The 16,733-nt window shown below is 70.7% G+C and carries 18 protein-coding genes; 8 read left to right on the forward strand and 10 right to left on the reverse strand.

The genetic code is table 11. The annotated features are described in order from the left end of the window. Positions 1 to 104: 104 nt before the first annotated feature. Positions 105 to 1,076: a helix-turn-helix domain-containing protein gene (locus tag ABZU76_RS49635; RefSeq protein WP_354884909.1), complete on the reverse strand. Its 972-nt coding sequence runs from the start codon at positions 1,074 to 1,076 to the stop codon at positions 105 to 107. Positions 1,077 to 1,159: 83 nt separating this feature from the next. Here ABZU76_RS49635 and ABZU76_RS49640 point away from each other — a divergent pair, with 83 nt between their 5' ends. Further along, positions 1,160 to 2,104: a DMT family transporter gene (locus ABZU76_RS49640; RefSeq protein ID WP_354884912.1), complete on the forward strand. Its 945-nt coding sequence runs from the start codon at positions 1,160 to 1,162 to the stop codon at positions 2,102 to 2,104. Here ABZU76_RS49640 and ABZU76_RS49645 read toward each other — a convergent pair. Further along, positions 2,049 to 2,471, reverse strand: a complete 423-nt coding sequence (locus ABZU76_RS49645) for a cytochrome c oxidase subunit 4 (RefSeq protein WP_220237945.1) — start codon at positions 2,469 to 2,471, stop codon at positions 2,049 to 2,051. The two genes, ABZU76_RS49640 and ABZU76_RS49645, sit on opposite strands and share 56 nt — an antisense overlap. Before the next feature lie 39 nt (positions 2,472 to 2,510). Beyond that, positions 2,511 to 3,458: a cytochrome c oxidase subunit II gene (gene coxB / locus ABZU76_RS49650; protein WP_354884915.1), complete on the reverse strand. Its 948-nt coding sequence runs from the start codon at positions 3,456 to 3,458 to the stop codon at positions 2,511 to 2,513. A gap of 196 nt (positions 3,459 to 3,654) precedes the next feature. Here coxB and asnB point away from each other — a divergent pair, with 196 nt between their 5' ends. Further along, the gene (gene asnB, locus ABZU76_RS49655; RefSeq protein ID WP_354884918.1) at positions 3,655 to 5,589 is read left to right on the forward strand and encodes an asparagine synthase (glutamine-hydrolyzing); all 1,935 of its coding nucleotides are present in this window, start codon (positions 3,655 to 3,657) and stop codon (positions 5,587 to 5,589) included. Between the two features lie 121 nt (positions 5,590 to 5,710). Here the strand turns inward: asnB and ABZU76_RS49660 are convergent, their stop codons facing one another. Then, entirely contained in the window at positions 5,711 to 6,700 is a 990-nt protein-coding gene (locus ABZU76_RS49660; protein ID WP_354884920.1) for a carbohydrate kinase family protein, read from the reverse strand. A 145-nt stretch (positions 6,701 to 6,845) separates the two neighbouring features. Here ABZU76_RS49660 and ABZU76_RS49665 point away from each other — a divergent pair, with 145 nt between their 5' ends. After that, complete coding sequence (locus tag ABZU76_RS49665) at positions 6,846 to 7,028, forward strand: hypothetical protein (RefSeq protein ID WP_220237941.1); 183 nt, start codon at positions 6,846 to 6,848, stop codon at positions 7,026 to 7,028. Positions 7,029 to 7,141: 113 nt separating this feature from the next. Here ABZU76_RS49665 and ABZU76_RS49670 read toward each other — a convergent pair whose 3' ends face one another. Next, positions 7,142 to 7,519: an iron-sulfur cluster assembly accessory protein gene (locus ABZU76_RS49670; protein ID WP_220237940.1), complete on the reverse strand. Its 378-nt coding sequence runs from the start codon at positions 7,517 to 7,519 to the stop codon at positions 7,142 to 7,144. Between the two features lie 145 nt (positions 7,520 to 7,664). Here ABZU76_RS49670 and ABZU76_RS49675 point away from each other — a divergent pair, with 145 nt between their 5' ends. Further along, positions 7,665 to 8,312, forward strand: coding sequence for a DUF3043 domain-containing protein (locus ABZU76_RS49675; RefSeq protein ID WP_220237939.1), 648 nt, complete (start codon positions 7,665 to 7,667; stop codon positions 8,310 to 8,312). 192 nt (positions 8,313 to 8,504) lie between these two features. After that, complete coding sequence (locus ABZU76_RS49680; protein WP_354884925.1) at positions 8,505 to 9,500, forward strand: aldo/keto reductase family protein; 996 nt, start codon at positions 8,505 to 8,507, stop codon at positions 9,498 to 9,500. A 22-nt stretch (positions 9,501 to 9,522) separates the two neighbouring features. Here the strand turns inward: ABZU76_RS49680 and ABZU76_RS49685 are convergent, their stop codons facing one another. Together ABZU76_RS49685 and ABZU76_RS49690 are read right to left on the reverse strand one after the other, a co-directional pair. Then, positions 9,523 to 10,212: an IspD/TarI family cytidylyltransferase gene (locus ABZU76_RS49685; protein ID WP_354884928.1), complete on the reverse strand. Its 690-nt coding sequence runs from the start codon at positions 10,210 to 10,212 to the stop codon at positions 9,523 to 9,525. 11 nt (positions 10,213 to 10,223) lie between these two features. Further along, complete coding sequence (locus tag ABZU76_RS49690) at positions 10,224 to 10,793, reverse strand: dihydrofolate reductase family protein (RefSeq protein ID WP_354884931.1); 570 nt, start codon at positions 10,791 to 10,793, stop codon at positions 10,224 to 10,226. Between the two features lie 152 nt (positions 10,794 to 10,945). On the opposite strand from ABZU76_RS49690, the gene cobT reads away from it, so the two are divergent. Then, positions 10,946 to 12,025, forward strand: a complete 1,080-nt coding sequence (cobT, locus tag ABZU76_RS49695) for a nicotinate-nucleotide--dimethylbenzimidazole phosphoribosyltransferase (protein WP_354884933.1) — start codon at positions 10,946 to 10,948, stop codon at positions 12,023 to 12,025. A 63-nt stretch (positions 12,026 to 12,088) separates the two neighbouring features. Here cobT and ABZU76_RS49700 read toward each other — a convergent pair whose 3' ends face one another. Continuing rightward, positions 12,089 to 13,192, reverse strand: coding sequence for a branched-chain amino acid aminotransferase (locus tag ABZU76_RS49700; protein WP_354884936.1), 1,104 nt, complete (start codon positions 13,190 to 13,192; stop codon positions 12,089 to 12,091). Positions 13,193 to 13,304: 112 nt separating this feature from the next. Here ABZU76_RS49700 and ABZU76_RS49705 point away from each other — a divergent pair, with 112 nt between their 5' ends. Next, positions 13,305 to 13,610 carry a SoxR reducing system RseC family protein gene (locus tag ABZU76_RS49705; RefSeq protein ID WP_220237933.1) on the forward strand — a complete coding sequence of 102 codons (306 nt, stop codon included), beginning with the start codon at positions 13,305 to 13,307 and terminating at the stop codon, positions 13,608 to 13,610. Positions 13,611 to 13,625: 15 nt separating this feature from the next. Here ABZU76_RS49705 and ABZU76_RS49710 read toward each other — a convergent pair whose 3' ends face one another. Both ABZU76_RS49710 and ABZU76_RS49715 read right to left on the reverse strand, forming a co-directional pair. Continuing rightward, positions 13,626 to 14,258 carry a DUF402 domain-containing protein gene (locus tag ABZU76_RS49710; protein ID WP_354884940.1) on the reverse strand — a complete coding sequence of 211 codons (633 nt, stop codon included), beginning with the start codon at positions 14,256 to 14,258 and terminating at the stop codon, positions 13,626 to 13,628. Beyond that, positions 14,245 to 15,102 carry a sulfatase gene (locus ABZU76_RS49715; RefSeq protein ID WP_354884943.1) on the reverse strand — a complete coding sequence of 286 codons (858 nt, stop codon included), beginning with the start codon at positions 15,100 to 15,102 and terminating at the stop codon, positions 14,245 to 14,247. The genes ABZU76_RS49710 and ABZU76_RS49715 overlap by 14 nt, the downstream gene beginning before the upstream one ends. A gap of 102 nt (positions 15,103 to 15,204) precedes the next feature. On the opposite strand from ABZU76_RS49715, the gene ABZU76_RS49720 reads away from it, so the two are divergent. Then, positions 15,205 to 16,707 carry a leucyl aminopeptidase gene (locus ABZU76_RS49720; RefSeq protein ID WP_354884946.1) on the forward strand — a complete coding sequence of 501 codons (1,503 nt, stop codon included), beginning with the start codon at positions 15,205 to 15,207 and terminating at the stop codon, positions 16,705 to 16,707. The last annotated feature ends 26 nt before the right edge of the window (positions 16,708 to 16,733 follow it).

Raw genomic sequence — 16,733 nt, forward strand, 5'->3', positions numbered from 1 at the left:
CCCACACCCCCCAGTAAAAAATAAAAAACAGACGTGGGGCGGGATGAAGGCACCCCCCCCCCCCCCCGCCACATTGGGGTGGTTGGGGCAAGAGAGAAACGCGCTCAGGAGCCCTGGAAGGCCGCACGGTAGGCGCTCGGGGTGGTCGCCCGCAGGCGCGTGAACTGGTGGCGCAGCGCGGCCGCTGAGGCGTAGCCGCAGGCCGTCGCGATGTCCTCGACGGACAGCCGGCCCTCCTCCAGCAGCGCCTGCGCGCGGTCGAGCCGGCGTTCGGTGAGCCAGCGGTGCGGCGTGGTGCCCGTGGCGGCGGAGAACCGGCGCAGGAACGTCCGCTCCCCCAGCCCGCTGCGGCGCGCGAGCTCCGCGACGGTGAACGGCCGGTCCAGCCGCCGTTCCACCCACTCCAGCGCCTCGGCGACCACGGCGTCGTCCGGCGAGGCGGTGGCGGGCAGCGGTGCCTCGACGAACTGCGCCTGCCCGCCCGCGCGGTGCGGGGCCGCGACCATCCGCCGCGCGAGCGTGGTGGCCGCCGCGACGCCGCGCAGCCGCCGCACGAGGTGCAGGCACAGGTCCACGGCCGCGACGGTGCCCGCGCTCGTCGACACGCCGTCGTCGTCCGCGTACAGCGCCTGCGGGTCCACGAGAGCCTTCGGGAAGAGCCGGCGGAAGTCCTGTTCGTACACCCAGTGCACGGTGCAGCGCCGGCCGTCGAGCAGGCCCACGTAGCCGAGGGAGAACACGCCGGCGCAGAACCCGGCGACCCACGCGCCGCGCTCCCGGGCGTCACGGAGGACCTCAAGAACCGGTTCCGGCGGCGCCATCGTGCGCGGTTCGCACGTCGGCACGATCAGCAGATCGGCCGTCGCGGCGAAGTCCAATCCGGACAGTCCCGTGAGCCCGAAACCGGACCAGGTGTCCACTGTGTGGTTTTCGGACCCCTTCGGCGAGCACACGCCGAACTCCCAGCCCTCGATTCCGTCCGCACTGCGGTCGGTGCCGAACACCTCGCACGCGACGCCCAGCTCGAACGGTGAGACCCGGTCGGCCAGCACCACCGCGACCCGTTGCACATCCACGCACCCCAGCGTGTCACAAGTTTTGCGGTCGTTGTCATCTCTGACACTGTTCGCGGGGGCCTCGCGGGCCGAATCTGTGAGGCATGAAGAACCCCGAAACCCGCCCGGTCCTGCAGTGGTCGGCTGCCATGGCCCTGTCGGGCACGATCGGCGCGGTAGTGCTGGAAAGCGGTGCCGCCGCGCCCGCCGTCGCGTTCGCCCGCTGTCTCGTCGGCGGTGTCCTGCTCGTGGTGTGGTGCCTCGCGCGCGGCTATCTGCGCAGCTGGCGACCGTCCTTGCGTGACCTGCTGCTGGCCGCGCTGGGCGGCGTGCTGCTGGTGGCCAACTGGGTGCTGCTGTTCACGTCGTACACGCTGTCGTCGATCGGCGTGAGCACCGTCGTCTACCACACGCAGCCGCTCATCCTGGTGGGTCTGGCGGCGGCGTTCCTGGGTGAAAAAGTCGCGAAGACGCACCTGGCCCGGGCGGGCGTCGCGTTCGCCGGCGTGGTGGTGATCTCCCTCTCGGCCCACGGCGACGACGGGCAACCGGTGCGGTTCGCGGGGATCGCGCTCGCGCTGGGCGCGGCGGTGCTCTACGCCGGCACGTCGTTCGTGGCGAAGCAGCTCACCCACGTGCGCCCGCACCTGCTCGCGGCGGTGCAGCTGGCGGTGGGGACGGTGCTGCTGGCCCCGGCGCTGGCGTTCACGCCGCTACCGCACTCGGTTCCGGGGCTGCTGTGGCTGGTGCTGCTCGGCACCGTGCACACGGCGGTGATGTACGTGCTGATGTACGCGAGCATCGGCAACCTGCCCACCACGACGGTGGCGCTGCTGTCCTACCTGTACCCGGTGGTCGCGGTGGTGGTGGACGTGCTGGCGTTCGGCCACCGGCTGTCGTGGCCGGAGGGCCTGGGAATGCTGGCGGTGCTCGCCGCCGCGCTGGCACCCCAGCGCGGCGGCAGGCCCCGGTCGCGAACGACCGGGGAAAGCGTCACTCGTGGTTCGGACCCGTGTGGTACTCGAACACCAGCCCGCCCACGGCGATGAGCAGGGCGACGAGCGCCATGACCAGCAGCCAGATGTGGAAGAACGCGAGCGCGAGACCACCCAGCGCGGCCGAGGCCGCCATGGCGATCGGCCAGTAGCTGCCCGGGCTGAAGAAGCCGAGCTCGCCCGCACCGTCGCTGATCTCGGCGTCCTCGCGGTCCTCGGGGCGCGGTTCGATCCGGCGGGACACGAACTGCATGTAGCTGCCCGCGAGGAACGCGAGACCACCGGTCAGGAAGAGCGAGACGATGCCGACGGGCTCGGCCTTCTGGTCGGTCGCGTAGAGGGCGGTCATGACCCAGTAGATGACGGCCATGACGACGGCGAACGCCGCCACCATGTAGAAAATCCGGGCTTCGACCTTCATGGGACTTTCTCCCCTACTCCTCTGGTTCGCCGGAACCGGTCAGTTGGACGCGGTGCGCGCGGTGCGGTCGGTGTTGAACGGCTGCGTGGTCACCGAGTGCGGGGTGCAAAGCTCGCCGCAGTTCATCGCCGTCAGCGCCTCGGAAGCCGTGTTCGGCAGGCCCGTCTTCGGGTTCGTTTCCGTGCGCAGCTTGATGTACTGGTCGTACTTGTCCGGCGAGAGCGCGCGGACCTCGAAGTTCATCACCGAGTGGTACGTGCCGCAGAGTTCCGCGCACCGGCCGACGAAGGAGCCTTCGCGGTCGATCGAGTTCTGGAAGGAGCTGTCCTGGTTGTTCTTCTCGGGGTCCGGGAAGACGTCGCGCTTGAAGTGGAACTCCGGGACCCAGAACGAGTGGATGACGTCGGTGGACCGCAGGCGGTACTCGATCGTCTTGTTCGTGGGGAGCACCAGCAGCGGGATCTCGCCGGAGGAACCGACGGTGCTGACCTGGGTGCCGTCCGGGCGCTTCGCGTTCGCGTCGTCGTACTTGAACTCCCAGTTCCACTGGAAGGCCACCACGTCGACGGTCACGTCCGGGTCGGGCTTCTTGTCCAGGACGTTGCTCTCGGTCGTCGCGGTGAAGAAGAACAGCACACAGACCATGATCGTCGGGACGACGACCGTGAAGATCTCGAGCGGGATGTTGTACTGGAACTGCCGCGGGAGGTCGTCGGGTCCCTCGACCGCGGAGTTCTTCTTCTTGCGGTGGAACGTCGCGGTCCAGAAGATCAGGGCCCACACGATGACACCGACGGCGAGCGCGGCGACGACCGTCCACGTCCAGAGGTTCTGCATCTCTTCGGCCTGCGGGGTGACCCCGACCGGCCAGCCGAATCGGAGGATCGCGTCCCCGGAGCAGCCCGTCGCGGTCAGCGCCACCAGCGCGGCCAGCGCAGCGACGCGGCCGACTCGCTTACCCCGTGGGGTGTGCGCTGGTTTTCCCACTGCGCCTCGCCCTTTCACCCAGAGCCTCCTCGACCGATCTTCGTGACAGGCGGAGCCTAGCCGAGTTCACGGTTCCCGCTGTCCAAGGGGTGACCACAACGCGCGCGCGTCCACCCGATGCGGTCCGCGGTGCACGGTTCGCGGCATACTGGGCCCTTCCCCGGACCGGCGAAGACCCTGAGGTGTGTGAGTACGCGTGTGCGGCCTGCTTGGACTGATCTGCGGCACCGAGACCGACGCGGCGAACGCCCGTGAAGCCGTGGGCACGGCGATGCGCTGCCAGCGCCACCGCGGCCCCGACGAGCAGGACACCTGGGCCGACGGCGAGGTCGTCTACGGCTTCAACCGGCTGGCGTTCATCGACGTCGACCACGCCCACCAGCCGCTGCATTGGGGTCCGCCGGAGGCGCCGGGCCGCTACACGATGAACTTCAACGGCGAGATCTACAACTACCGTGAGCTGCGCGAAGAGCTGGCTGAAAAGTTCGGCGCGAAGTTCGAGACCGAGGGCGACGGCGAGGCGATCGTCGCGGCGTACCACTACCTGGGCGCCGACGCGGTGAAGAAGCTGCGCGGCATGTTCGCCTTCATGATCTGGGACTCCGCCGAGAAGGTCGTGTTCGGCGCGCGGGACCCGTTCGGCATCAAGCCGCTGTTCTACGCCGCCGGCCCCGGCGGCGTCGCGTTCTCCAGCGAGAAGAAGAGCCTGCTGGAGCTCACCGACACGCTCGGCGTGGCCCAGGAGCTGGACCGCAAGGCCCTGCAGCACTACCTGGTGCTGCAGTACGTGCCGGAGCCCGAGTCGCTGCACACGGCGGTGCGCCGCGTCGAGTCGGGCACCTCGTTCCGCGTGGTGCCGGGCGGGCAGGTCGAGTTCACCCGCTACTTCCACCCGCAGTTCGCGGCGAAGCCGGTGAACGGCGCCGGTGAGGCCGAAGCGCTGTACGAGCGCATCGCGAATGTGATGCGCGACTCGGTGGGCAAGCACATGATCTCCGACCCGGACGTGACGGTCGGCGCGTTCCTGTCCGGCGGCATCGACTCCACGGCCACGGCGACGCTGGCGAAGGAGCACAACCCGAACCTCATCGCGTTCACCACCGGGTTCGAGCGCGAGGGTTACTCCGAAGTGGACGTGGCCGCCGAGTCGGCCGCGGCGATCGGCGTGAAGCACGTGGTGCGCACGGTTTCCGCCGACGAGATGATGGAGGCCCTGCCGCTCATCGTCTGGTACCTCGACGACCCGGTGGCCGACCCGGCGCTGGTGCCCCTGTGGTTCATCGCGCGCGAGGCCCGCAAGCACGTGAAGGCCGTGCTTTCCGGCGAGGGCGCCGACGAGCTGTTCGGCGGCTACACGATCTACAACGAGCCGATTTCGCTGGCACCGTTCGAAAAGGTGCCCGGCGGTGTGCGCAAGCTCATCGGCAAGGTGTCCACGAAGATCCCGGAAGGCACGCGGGGCAAGGACTTGCTGCGCCGCGGCGCGCTGCCGCTGGAGGACCGTTACTACGGCAACGCCCGCAACTTCCGTGACGACCAGTTGCGCAACGTGCTGCGGACCTATCAGGACGGTGTGGGCTTCAAGGACGTCACCGCGCCCTGGTACGACATCTCGCGCGGCTGGGACCCGGTGGCGCGCATGCAGCACGTGGACCTGTTCACCTGGCTGCGCGGCGACATCCTCGTGAAGGCCGACAAGGTCACCATGGCCAACTCGCTGGAGCTGCGCGTGCCGTTCCTCGACGCCGAGGTGTTCAAGGTCGCCGCTTCCATTCCCCTGGACCAGAAACTCGCGCACGGCACCACGAAGTACGCGCTGCGCCAGGCACTCGCGAAGATCATCCCCGCCCACGTGCTCAACCGCCGCAAGCTCGGCTTCCCCGTGCCGATCCGCCTGTGGCTGCGCAACGAGATGTACGACTGGGCGCGCGGCATCATCAACGATTCGAAGACCGACGAGCTGCTCGACAAGCCCGCCGTGCTGCGCCTGCTGGAGGAGCACAAGGCCGGCCAGCTCGACCGCAGCCGCCAGATCTGGGCGCTGCTGGTGTTCATGCTGTGGCACGGCATCTTCGTCGAGCACCGCATCAAGCCGGAGATTCCGGAGCCGGTGTACCCGGTGAAGCTCTGAGCTTCCGGCGTCCGGGGTGGCCAACGTCACCCCGGACGCCGTCCGGCAGCGGTTCCGCGACGACCCCGGACACGACTGTGGCCGCCCCGGACGTTCGGGGCGGCCACAGTCGTGAGGTGCGTCAGGCGGGCAGCACCGTGGCGATCTCGTCCGCCGCTTCCGGGCCGAACGCGTCGCCGAGGCGGGCCAGGGCGTCGGTGCGGTCGAAGATCCACTCCTGCGTGCCGACGGTCTCCAGGACCAGCACGGCGATGAGCGAGCCGAGCTGCGCGGCGCGCTCCAGCTCCAGGCCGCCTTCGAGCGCGGCGAGGAAGCCGGCGCGGAAGCCGTCGCCGACGCCCGTCGGGTCGGCCTTGCCGCGCTCCGGGACGGCGCCGATCTGCAGGGCGAGGCCGTCGCGGCCGATGATCTCCACGCCCTTCTCGCCCAGCGTCGTGATGCGCATGCCCACGCGCTCAAGCACGTCGGCCTCGGTCCAGCCCGACTTCTGGAGCAGCAGCTCCCACTCGTAGTCGTTGCTGAACAGGTACTTGGCGCCCGCGATGAAGTCGCGCACCTGGGCGCCGTCCATGCGGGCCAGCTGCTGCGAGGGGTCGACAGCGAAGGTGTAGCCGCGCTGGCGGCACTCCTGCGCGTGGCGGACCATGCCCTCGGGGTCGTCCGGGCTGATCAGCACGAGGCTCAACTCGCCGGTGCGGTCGGCGATGGGCTTGAGCTCGATGTTGCGCGACTCGGCCATGGCGCCGGCGTAGAAGGTCGCGATCTGGCACAGGTCCTCGTCGGTGGTGCACACGAACCGCGCGGTGTGCGCGACCTCGGACACGAGCACCCCGGAGGTGTCCACGCCATGGCGCTCCAGCCACGACGCGTAGTCGGCCCAGTCGGAGCCCACGGCACCCACGAGCACGGGGTTCACGCCCAGCACGCCGAGGCCGAACGCGATGTTGGCGCCGATGCCGCCGCGGCGGACGACGAGGTCGTCGGCCAGGAAGCTCAGGGACACCCGGTGGAGCTGTTCCTTCACGAGCTGCTCGGCGAACCTGCCGGGGAAGTGCATCAGGTGATCGGTTGCGATGCTGCCGGACACGGCGATCCTGGCCTTGTCTGCCACCGGTTCTCCTCTGGCTGTCGTGTGCGTGCGACTCTGGCGTGGTTACCCGCAGGTCATGACCCGTCCGGGTAGTTCCCGCGCCTCGGCCGACACTACCGGCTGGTACCGCTTTCCCAGTCGCTGAAGGATCAATAGCGTTACGGAAGTGAACACGGCCACTGAACCGGAAGACCTCGGCGAGCTCATCGCCGACTGCGCCCACATCCCGTCCGCGCTCCGCAGCGAGGGACTCACGACCGACCGGATGCCGCACCCGCGGGCCGCGCGGCCGTGGCAGGTCGACGATGCTTGCCACGCGCAGGTCGCCGACCTCGACGCCTACGTCTGAGGCCCCGGCACCCCGCCTCCGAGCACGAAGAAGGGCCCCGGCCGAGTCGGCTGGGGCCCTTCTTCGTGTCTTTGCTTGCTGACTGATCTGTGCTTGCTGACCGAGCGCGCGGCTCAGTGGAAGCTGTCACCGCACGCGCACGAGCCGGTCGCGTTCGGGTTGTCGATCGTGAAGCCCTGCTTCTCGATCGAGTCGACGAAGTCGATCACAGCCTCGGACACGTACGGAGCGCTCATCCGGTCGACCGCCACGCGCAGACCGTCGAAGTCGCGGAAGAGGTCACCGTCGAGCTCGCGCTCGTCGAAGAACAGCTGGTAGCGCAGGCCCGCGCAGCCACCGGGCTGGACGGCGATGCGCAGGTGCATGTCGTCGCGGCCCTCCTGCTCGAGCAGGGCCTTCGCCTTGACCGCCGCGGCGTCGGTCAATGTCACGCCGTGGGTCTCCTCGGCGGTCTCGGCCTGCGCCGCACCGGTCTGCTCAGCGGTCGTCATGGCACTCCCTCTAGGTCGAACTCACTGCGGGTACTTCTCGTCCGAAACAGTTCAACTCTCCGGGTACCCGATCTGTTCCCCCTCCATCGTCGCACATCGCACGACCTGCCGAACATCGTCGTGACGCCTGCAATACCCTGGTGAGGTGAGGTTCCTGCGCCGAAGCACCACCAAGACCCCCGCCGACGACGTCGACGCCGACGTCGTCGACCCCGCGTCGACCACCGGGAAGGCGTATACGCCGGGCAAAGGCCGGGCGACACCGTCGCGGCGGGAAGCGGAAGGGCGCAAGCGTGGACCGGTCGCCCCGCCGCCCACCAGCATGCGCGAGGCGATGAAGCGCAACAAGCAGCTCCGCAAGGAGAACCCGGTCAGCAAGGACGACCGCCGGGCTGCCGCCAAGGAGCGCCGCGAACGCATGATGTCGGGTGACGACAAGTACCTGCCCGTGCGCGACCGCGGCCCGGTCAAGGCGTACGTGCGCGACCTCGTGGACTCCCGCCGCAACATTCTGGGCCTGTTCATGCCGCTTGCGATCCTCGTGTTCCTCGCGCTGCTGATCCCGGTGCCCGCGGCGCAGCAGTACATCACCCTCATCTGCATGGCGATGCTGCTGGTCATGGCCATCGAGGGCGTGGTCAACGGCCGCAAGATCTCCCGCCTCGCCCGCGAGCGGTTCCCGAAGGAGCCCACCCGCGGCGTCGGCTGGTACGCCTTCGTGCGCGCGAGCCAGATCCGCAAGCTGCGGGTCCCGAAGCCGCGTCTGCGCCCGGGCGACCCGATCCCCGGCTGAGCGCTTTCGTGACGGCCGCCACACCTTCGCAGGTGAGGCGGCCGTTGTCGTATCCGGCTTCCTGCCGGCGAGCACCCGGTGAGCGCTGTGAACGCACCTTGAACGGCGGCGCCGACCACCCGTGAGCACCACCACTGCCCGATCGGGGAGGTTCGTTAGCAAGGCGAACAACCTCCGCCTAGGCTGAGCGGCATGGAGTTTCGACGACTCGGCCGCAGCGGCCTCAACATCAGTGAGATCTCCTACGGCAACTGGCTCACCCACGGGTCCCAGGTCGAAGAGGAGCAGGCCCAGGCCTGTATCAAGGCGGCGCTCGACGCCGGCATCACGACCTTCGACACGGCCGACACGTACGCCAACACGGCGGCGGAGTCCGTGCTCGGGCGCGGCCTGAAGGGCCAGCGCCGGGAGAGCCTCGAGATCTTCACGAAGGTGTTCTGGCCCACGGGGCCGAAGGGCCAGAACGACAAGGGCCTCTCGCGCAAGCACATCCTGGAGTCGGCCACCGCGTCCCTGCAGCGGCTCGGCACCGACTACCTCGACCTCTACCAGGCGCACCGCTTCGACCACGGCACCCCGCTGGAAGAGACGATGCTCGCCTTCTCCGACCTGGTCCGCCAGGGCAAGGTGCTCTACGTGGGCGTCTCGGAGTGGTCGGCCGACCAGATCACGCAGGGCGCGGCGCTCGCGCGTGAGCTGAAGGTGCCGTTCATCTCCAACCAGCCGCAGTACTCGATGCTGTGGCGCGTCATCGAGTCGCAGGTCGTGCCGGCGTCCGAGCGCGAGGGGCTGAGCCAGATCGTCTGGTCGCCGATCGCGCAGGGCGTGCTCACCGGCAAGTACAAGGCGGGCCGGCCCCTGCCGGAGGGTTCGCGCGCGACCGACGAGAACGGCGGCGCGAACATGGTCAAGCGTTTCCTCAACGACGAGACGCTGACCGCGGTCGCCAAGCTGGAGCCGCTGGCCGCGCAGGCCGGGCTGAGCATGGCGCAGCTGGCCGTGGCGTGGGTCCTGCAGAACCCGAACGTCGCCTCGGCGATCATCGGCGCCTCCCGCCCGGAGCAGGTGCACGAGAACGTCAAGGCCGCCGGCGTGAAGGTGGACGACGACCTGATGGCGGCGATCGACGAGGCCCTCGAGTCCGTCGTCGAGCGCGACGCGTCGCTGACCCGCAGCCCGGCGCTGTGATCTCTCCCGCTGGGCAGCCTGCTCAGCGGGAGAGCAACCGCTCGGCCACCGCGAGGTCGTGCGGGTAGGTGATCTTCAGGTTCTCCGCGCCGCCGGGCACCCAGTGCACCGGCAGCGCGGAGAACCGTTCCATGCACGAAGCCGTGTCCGTGCCCAGGAAGCCCTCGGTTTCGGCCTGCTCGTAGGCCGCCAGCAGCGGCGCGGCGAGGAAGCCCTGCGGCGTCTGCACGCGGATCGCGCCCGGCAGCGGCGCGGCGACCGAACCGTCGGCGGCCATCGAGACCACGTCGTCGGCGGCCAGTCCCGGCACGGCGCCGCCGAACTCGCGGGTCCTGGCGAGGACGTCGCCGATCAGCGCCGGGGTCGCGAGCGGGCGGGCGGCGTCGTGGATCAGCACGGCGTCGACGGCGCCCGACTCGATGCGCGGGGCGAGGTGGCGCAGGGCGTTCAGCTCGGACCCCTGCCGCGTCGCACCCCCGGTGACGACCTCGACCTTCCCCGGGTGCCCGGCCAGCACCTCGTCGGCCAGCTCGGTGTCCTGCTCGCGGATCACGAGCACCAGCACGCCGACCTCGGGCACCGCGGCGAACGCCGCCAGCGACCACGCCACGACCCGGCGGCCCGCCATCGGCAGGTACACCTTGTTGAGCGCCGCGCCGACCCTCGTGCCGGCGCCGCTGGCCAGCACGACCCCTGCCGCTGTCGTCTCCACGGTCGGCGACCCTACTGGGCCGCGTTCGCCGGGGTGTAGCTGAGGATCACCATCCCGTTGCCGAACACTTCGCTGCCGTTGAACGTGAAGTTCGCCCTCGCGGTGTCGCGGTAAATCAGCTCGTCGGGCTTGGCCGCGCCGGAGATCACGGGGTGCAGCCACACGCGCAGCTCGTCGAGCAGGCCGTTGGCCAGCAGCAGCCGGGTGACGTCGCCGAAGCCGTACTGCAGGATGTCGCGGTCGGTGCGCTCCTTGACCTCACGCACCGCGGCCACGGCGTCGCCGTCGGCACCGCCGAGCACGTGGCTGTTCGTCCACTGGGGATCGGTCAGCGACGAGGAGACGACGTACTTGTCGATCGAGTTCATCCGGTCGGCGAACAGGTCGGTGCCGCTCCGCTGCGGCCACGCGGCGGAGAACCCGTCGTAGGTCTTGCGGCCCATGATGAGGGCGTCGCTGCGGTCGAGCTGTGCCTGCGCGGCGGCGGTGGCCTCCTCACTGAAGTAGTCCCAGTGCCAGGCGGCCATATTGGTGATGTCGCCGTCGAGCGTCATGAACGTGGCGTTGACGATCCTGCCCATCGGGGGCTCCCCTCCGTCCGGTTCCGCCCCTGCTGGGCGGCTCTCGAAGACGCGTCGAACGGTACCGCCGCGGTTCGACACGGTCGCGGAAGTTTTTTCTCCGGCGGCCGGTAGGTTGACCCGTGAGGACTCCCGCGAGAGAAAGGCCTGGCGTGGACGCGGACACCAGCATCGAGTTCGGCGAGATCGAACCACCCAGCGACCAGGCCCGGTCGGCGGCGATCGCCCTGCACGGCAAGCTCGTGAAGCCCGCGGGGTCGCTGGGGCGGCTCGAGGAGCTCGGCGTGTGGATCTCGTCGTGCCAGGGCCAGGCGCCGCCGCGGCCGTTCACGCGGCCCCGGGTCGTGGTGTTCGCCGGCGACCACGGCATCGCGAAGAAGGGCGTGTCCGCGTATCCGGCGGAGGTCACGTCGCAGCTCGTCGGCACGATGCTGACCGGCGGCGCGGCCATCAACGTGCTCGCCGCCGCAGCCGGCGCCAGCGTGCGCGTGGTCGACATGGCCGTGGACACCGAAGAGTCGGCCATGCGCTCCATCGGCGAGTACAAGGTCCGCCGCGGCTCCGGCTCGATCGACGTCGAGGACGCCCTCACCGACGACGAGGTGCGCGCGGCCGTGCTGGCCGGCATCAAGGTCGCCGACGCCGAGGTGGACGGCGGCGCCGATCTCCTCATCGCGGGCGACCTGGGCATCGGCAACAGCACCCCGGCGTCCGTGCTGGTCGCCGCGCTCACCGGCACCGAGCCCGTGGCCGTGGTCGGGCGCGGTTCGGGCATCGACGACAACGCGTGGATGCGCAAGGCCACCGCCGTGCGCGACGCGCTGCGCCGCGCCCGCGTCGTCCTCGCCGACCCGCTGGCCCTGCTGCGCACCTCCAGCGGCGCCGACATCGCCGCCATGGCGGGTTTCCTGGCCCAGGCGGCCGTCCGCCGTACCCCGGTCGTCCTCGACGGTCTCGTCGTCTGCGCGGCGGCGATGGTGGCCGAGGAGCTCGCGCCCGGTGCGCGCCGCTGGTGGATGTCCGGCCAGCTCACCGGCGAGCCCGCCCACGCCCTCGCGCTGGAGCACCTCGACCTCGGCGCGCTGCTCGACCTCGACGTCCGCCTCGGCGAGGGCACCGGCGCCGTCACCGCGCTGCCGCTGCTGATGATGGCCGCGCGCGTGCTCGCGGAGATGACCACGCACGAGCAGTCCGGAGTGTCCGGCCCGCTCACGCCGGTGCCGGCTTCCTGAAGCCAGTCAACGAAAAGGGCCGCCCGGGACGAACCCGGGCGGCCCTTTCGTGTCCACAGTGGATCAGATCAGCGGACGCATCCAGCCGTCCGGGAAGGCCAGGTCGCCTTCCTGCATGCCGACCAGTTCCTCCCGCAGCTTCATGGTGATCGGGCCCGGCTGCCCGTCGCCGATCGTGAACTCGCCGCCGGCGTGCTTCACGTGCCCGACGGGCGTGATCACCGCCGCGGTGCCGCAGGCGAAGACCTCGGTCAGCTCGCCGGAGGCGGCGGCCTTCTCCCACTCGTCGGTGGAGATCCGGCGCTCCTCGACGCGGTGACCCGCGGTCTCGGCCAGCTGCAGCAGCGACTTGCGCGTGATGCCCGGCAGCAGAGAGCCGGACAGCTCCGGCGTGACCACGCGGGCGTCGGAACCCGAGCCGAAGACGAAGAACAGGTTCATCCCGCCCATCTCCTCGACCCAGCGGCGCTCCACGGCGTCGAGCCACACCACCTGGTCGCAGCCCTGTTCCACGGCCTGCGCCTGCGCGACGAACGACGCCGCGTAGTTGCCGGCGCACTTCGCCGCGCCGGTGCCGCCCGGCGCCGCCCGCACGTACTCCGTGGACAGCCACACGCTGACCGGCTTCACGCCACCGGCGAAGTACGAGCCGGCGGGCGAGGCGATGAGCGTGTACAGGTACTCGGTGGCCGGCTTGTTCACGCCGAGCCCGGTCGAGGTGGAGATCATGAACGGCCGCAGGTACAGCGAGTCGCCCTTGCGGGTCGGCACCCAGCGCTCGTCGACCGCGATCAGCTCGCGCAGCGACTCGAGGAAGACCTCCACGGGCAGCTGCGGCATCGCGAGGCGCTCGGCCGAGGCCTGGAAGCGCTCGGCGTTGGCCTCGGGCCGGAACGCGGCGACCGTGCCGTCGGCCTGGCGGTAGGCCTTGAGGCCTTCGAAGATCGCCTGGCCGTAGTGCAGCACCGACGTGGCGGGGTCGAGGGAGAACGGTTCGTACGGCCCGACCTTGGCGTCGTGCCAGCCGCGCTCCTCGCTCCAGCGCACCGTGACCATGTGGTCGGTGAAGTACAGACCGAACCCGGGCTTGTCGAGTACTTCGGCGACGCGCTCGGGAGTCGCGGGGTTCGGGTGCGGGACTCGGGAGAAGTGCGTCGCTGTCGTCATGGCCCAACTTTAGCGCTTGGTCGGAAGCGCGTTAGTCGGAAGACCGCCTGTTTCACGCGCCGCACACCCGCACGTTCGGTGCGTGAGACGCGGATGCCCTTACGATGGACAGGTGAGCTTCCCAGCAACCTCCCAGGGACGCCGACCCGCACAGCCGGGCGTCGGCCTCGACGTGAAGATCTTCGCGACCGCGGTGCTGCTGACGTTCGGCGTCGGCCTGCTCGGCATGGTGGGCTGGGCACTGCTGGGCAGCGGCTTCGGCGCTGTCCTCGGCCTCGCCGCGGGCGGTTTCGGCGTCTACTGGTGGCGCAGCCTCCACGGCCAGGTGTTCGCGAGGGACCTGCCGACCCGGTCGGTGATCATCCTGCTCGTGGTGAACGTCGTGCTCGCCGCGATCCTGTTGCTCACCGCGACCTGAGCCACGGTCCGGGCGTCACAGCAGAGCGGCCGGCAGCTCCGGCGCGGGCCACGACGGATCCGGCCGGAAGTCCGTGTGCGTGCCGTCGAACGGGAACGCGCCGGCGTCGGCCAGCGCCCCGATCCGCTCCCCCTCCGCGCGCAGCCGGTCGAGCTCCCCGGCCGTGAGCCGGCCGACAGCGAGCGCTTCTTCGGCCTCGTCCTCGTCGTCCCAGCGCCAGCCGGTACCCGGTGTCACCACTACGTCGAGCACGCCGTCGATGCGGTCCGGGCCGCTCGCGGTGCGTCCGAGCGGAATCTCGAGGTTCACGTACCAGTCGCGGAACGTGCCGTCCTGCTCGAAGAACCACCACACCGAGGACCACTGGCCCTCCGGGATCATCCGCAGCGTCGAAGTGCCGCGCCACGTGTCGGGCACCGGCACGCGCGGCACGCGGAAGCGCTCTTCCAGCGGGGCCTCGCGCATCGAGCGGCCGTCGGCGAGCCGGCTGCCGACGATCGGCGTGCCCATCGGGAGCCAGCCGAGCAGCACCTGCCCGTCGTCGGAAACCACGCGCAGGGGGTGGTGCTGGCCGATGCTGCCGTCGGGCCGCAGGAACCGTTCGACGACGGTCTCCCCCGGCTCCCAGAGGTGATCACTCGCGGGCATGGGCGTCACGGTAGCGGCGGGCCCGCAGCACCAGTTCCAGCACGGTGCCGAGCCCGGCCACGACCAGCACCGCGTACGGCGTCGCGAACAGCGCCGCGGCCAGCGTGACGACGGCTCCCGCGGCGGCGAGCCAGCCCTTGTCCGGCGCGTACCGCTCGCGGGCGTCGGTGTACGTGGTGAGCGCGGCGGGGACCGTCGCGAGCACGACGACCACGGTGAGCAGCGGCTGCAGCTGACCCGCGTCGGCGGCGTAGAGGAGGTCGCGGATCGACGTGGCCGAAAGCCCGAGCCGGTCCGGGCCGAGCTGCACGAGCGCGACGATCGTGACCAGCACCGCGAGCCCGCCGAGCGTCAGCGCGCGAAGGGTGACGCGGTCCGCGGCGACCGGCAGCAGGAACGGCAGCGTGACCACCGCCGCCACGATGACCCCGGCGACGTCCGGCGCGGCGATCGGCGAGGTCGTCACGACCGGGACCACCACGGCGCACAGCACGATCAGCACCACCGCGGCGGCGATCAGCACGATCGTGAGCCAGCGGACCACGGCGGCGGGCAGTCGCAGGCCGGCGAAATCGGCCACGGCGGCCACGACCACGAGCCCGGCCGCCGCATACGCGGGTTGCGCCGGGACGACGTACGCGCCGAAGACGATCGCCTGCTCGGCCACCAGTGCCAGCCGCGTGATCCCGCCGGTCCAGCGCTCGGCCTGCGTATCGCCGAGCTCGGGCAGCCGGGCCGTGACACCGGCGGCGATCGCCGCGAGCACGACGCCCGCCAGCACCCAGTAGCCGGCCCCGGCGGCTCCCACCGCCAGCACCACGAGGAGCCCGCCCCCGAGTCGCACGATGGTCCCCTCCCGACGTCCGGCCGCGCTTGTCATTAGCATGGCTCACGATCCGTCCGGGCACGTCGCCCGGTACCACCGCGAACGCGCGAGGAGCCAGAAGTGACCGTGCCGAAGCTTGCCCTGTCCGAGAACACCGAGGCGGCGCTCGCCAAGACCCGCGCCGACGTGGTGGTGATCGGCACCCTCCAGGGCGAGGACGGCCCGGTGCTCGCCGCGGGCGCCGCGGTCGCCGACGCCGCGTTCGACGGCAAACTCGCCGAGGTGCTCGCCACGCTCGGCGCCACCGGCAAGGCCGAGCAGGTCGTGAAGCTGCCCACACTGGGCAAGCTCGCCGCCGGCGTCGTGCTGGCCGTGGGCCTGGGCAAGGCGACCGACGGTGCCGTGACGGCCGAGCAGGTCCGCCGCGCCGCCGGTGCCGCCGCGCGGGCGCTGGCCGGCACGGAGCGCGCGTTCGTCACGCTCTCCGCGCTCGACCTGCAGGCCGCCGTCGAAGGCACCGCGCTCGGCGCGTACACCTTCACCGAGTACCGCTCCTCGAAGGGCGACGCCCCGCTGGCCAAGGCCGACTTCGTCAGCCCGCAGGACGGCACCGCGCGCGAGCACAAGGCGACGCTGAAGGCCGCCACCGCCATCGCGGAGTCGGTGATCATCACCCGCGACCTGATCAACACCCCGCCCAACGACCTGTTCCCGGCCTCGTTCGCCGACCGGGCGAAGAAGCTCGCCGAGGACAACGGCCTCGACTTCGAGGTGCTCGACGAGAAGCAGCTGAAGCGCAAGGGCTTCGGCGGCATCCTGGGCGTCGGCGGCGGTTCCGAGCGTCCGCCGCGCCTGCTGCGCGTGGGCTGGAAGCCGGCCAGGGCGAGCAAGCGCGTGGCACTGGTCGGCAAGGGCATCACGTTCGACTCGGGCGGCATCTCGATCAAGCCGGCCGCGGGCATGGACCACATGACCTCGGACATGTCCGGTGCCGCCGCGGTGCTGGCGTCGGTCGTGCTGGCCGCGAAGCTGAAGTACCCGCTCGAGGTCACCGCGCACATCCCGCTGGCGGAGAACCTGCCCTCGGGAAGCTCCTACCGCCCGGGCGACGTCCTGACCATGTACGGCGGCAAGACCGTCGAGGTCCTCAACACCGACGCCGAGGGCCGCCTGGTCCTGGCCGACGCGATGGTGCGCGCCGCCGAGGAGAACCCCGACTACCTCATCGAGACCGCCACCCTCACCGGCGCGCAGGTCGTGGCGCTCGGCAACCGCACCGCCGGCGTGATGGGCTCCGACGAGTTCCGCGACCGCGTCGCGGGCATCATGCAGGCCACCGGCGAGGGCGGCTGGGCCATGCCGCTGCCCGAGGAGCTGCGCGCCGACCTCGACTCCCGCCTGGCCGACCTGGCCAACGTCACGGGCCACCGCTGGGGCGGCATGCTCGCGGCCGGCCTGTTCCTCAAGGAGTTCGTGGCCGAGGGCCTGCCGTGGGCCCACATCGACGTCGCGGGCCCCGCCTTCAACACCGGCGGCCCCTGGGGCTACACCGGCAAGGGCGGCACGGGCGTCCCCGTCCGCACCATCGCCGCCGTTCTGGCCGACATCGCCGACAAGGGCTGACGGTTTCGTACGGTTTCGCTCGGTTT

The organism is Amycolatopsis sp. NPDC005232, from assembly GCF_040607795.1.
Taxonomy (GTDB): domain Bacteria; phylum Actinomycetota; class Actinomycetes; order Mycobacteriales; family Pseudonocardiaceae; genus Amycolatopsis.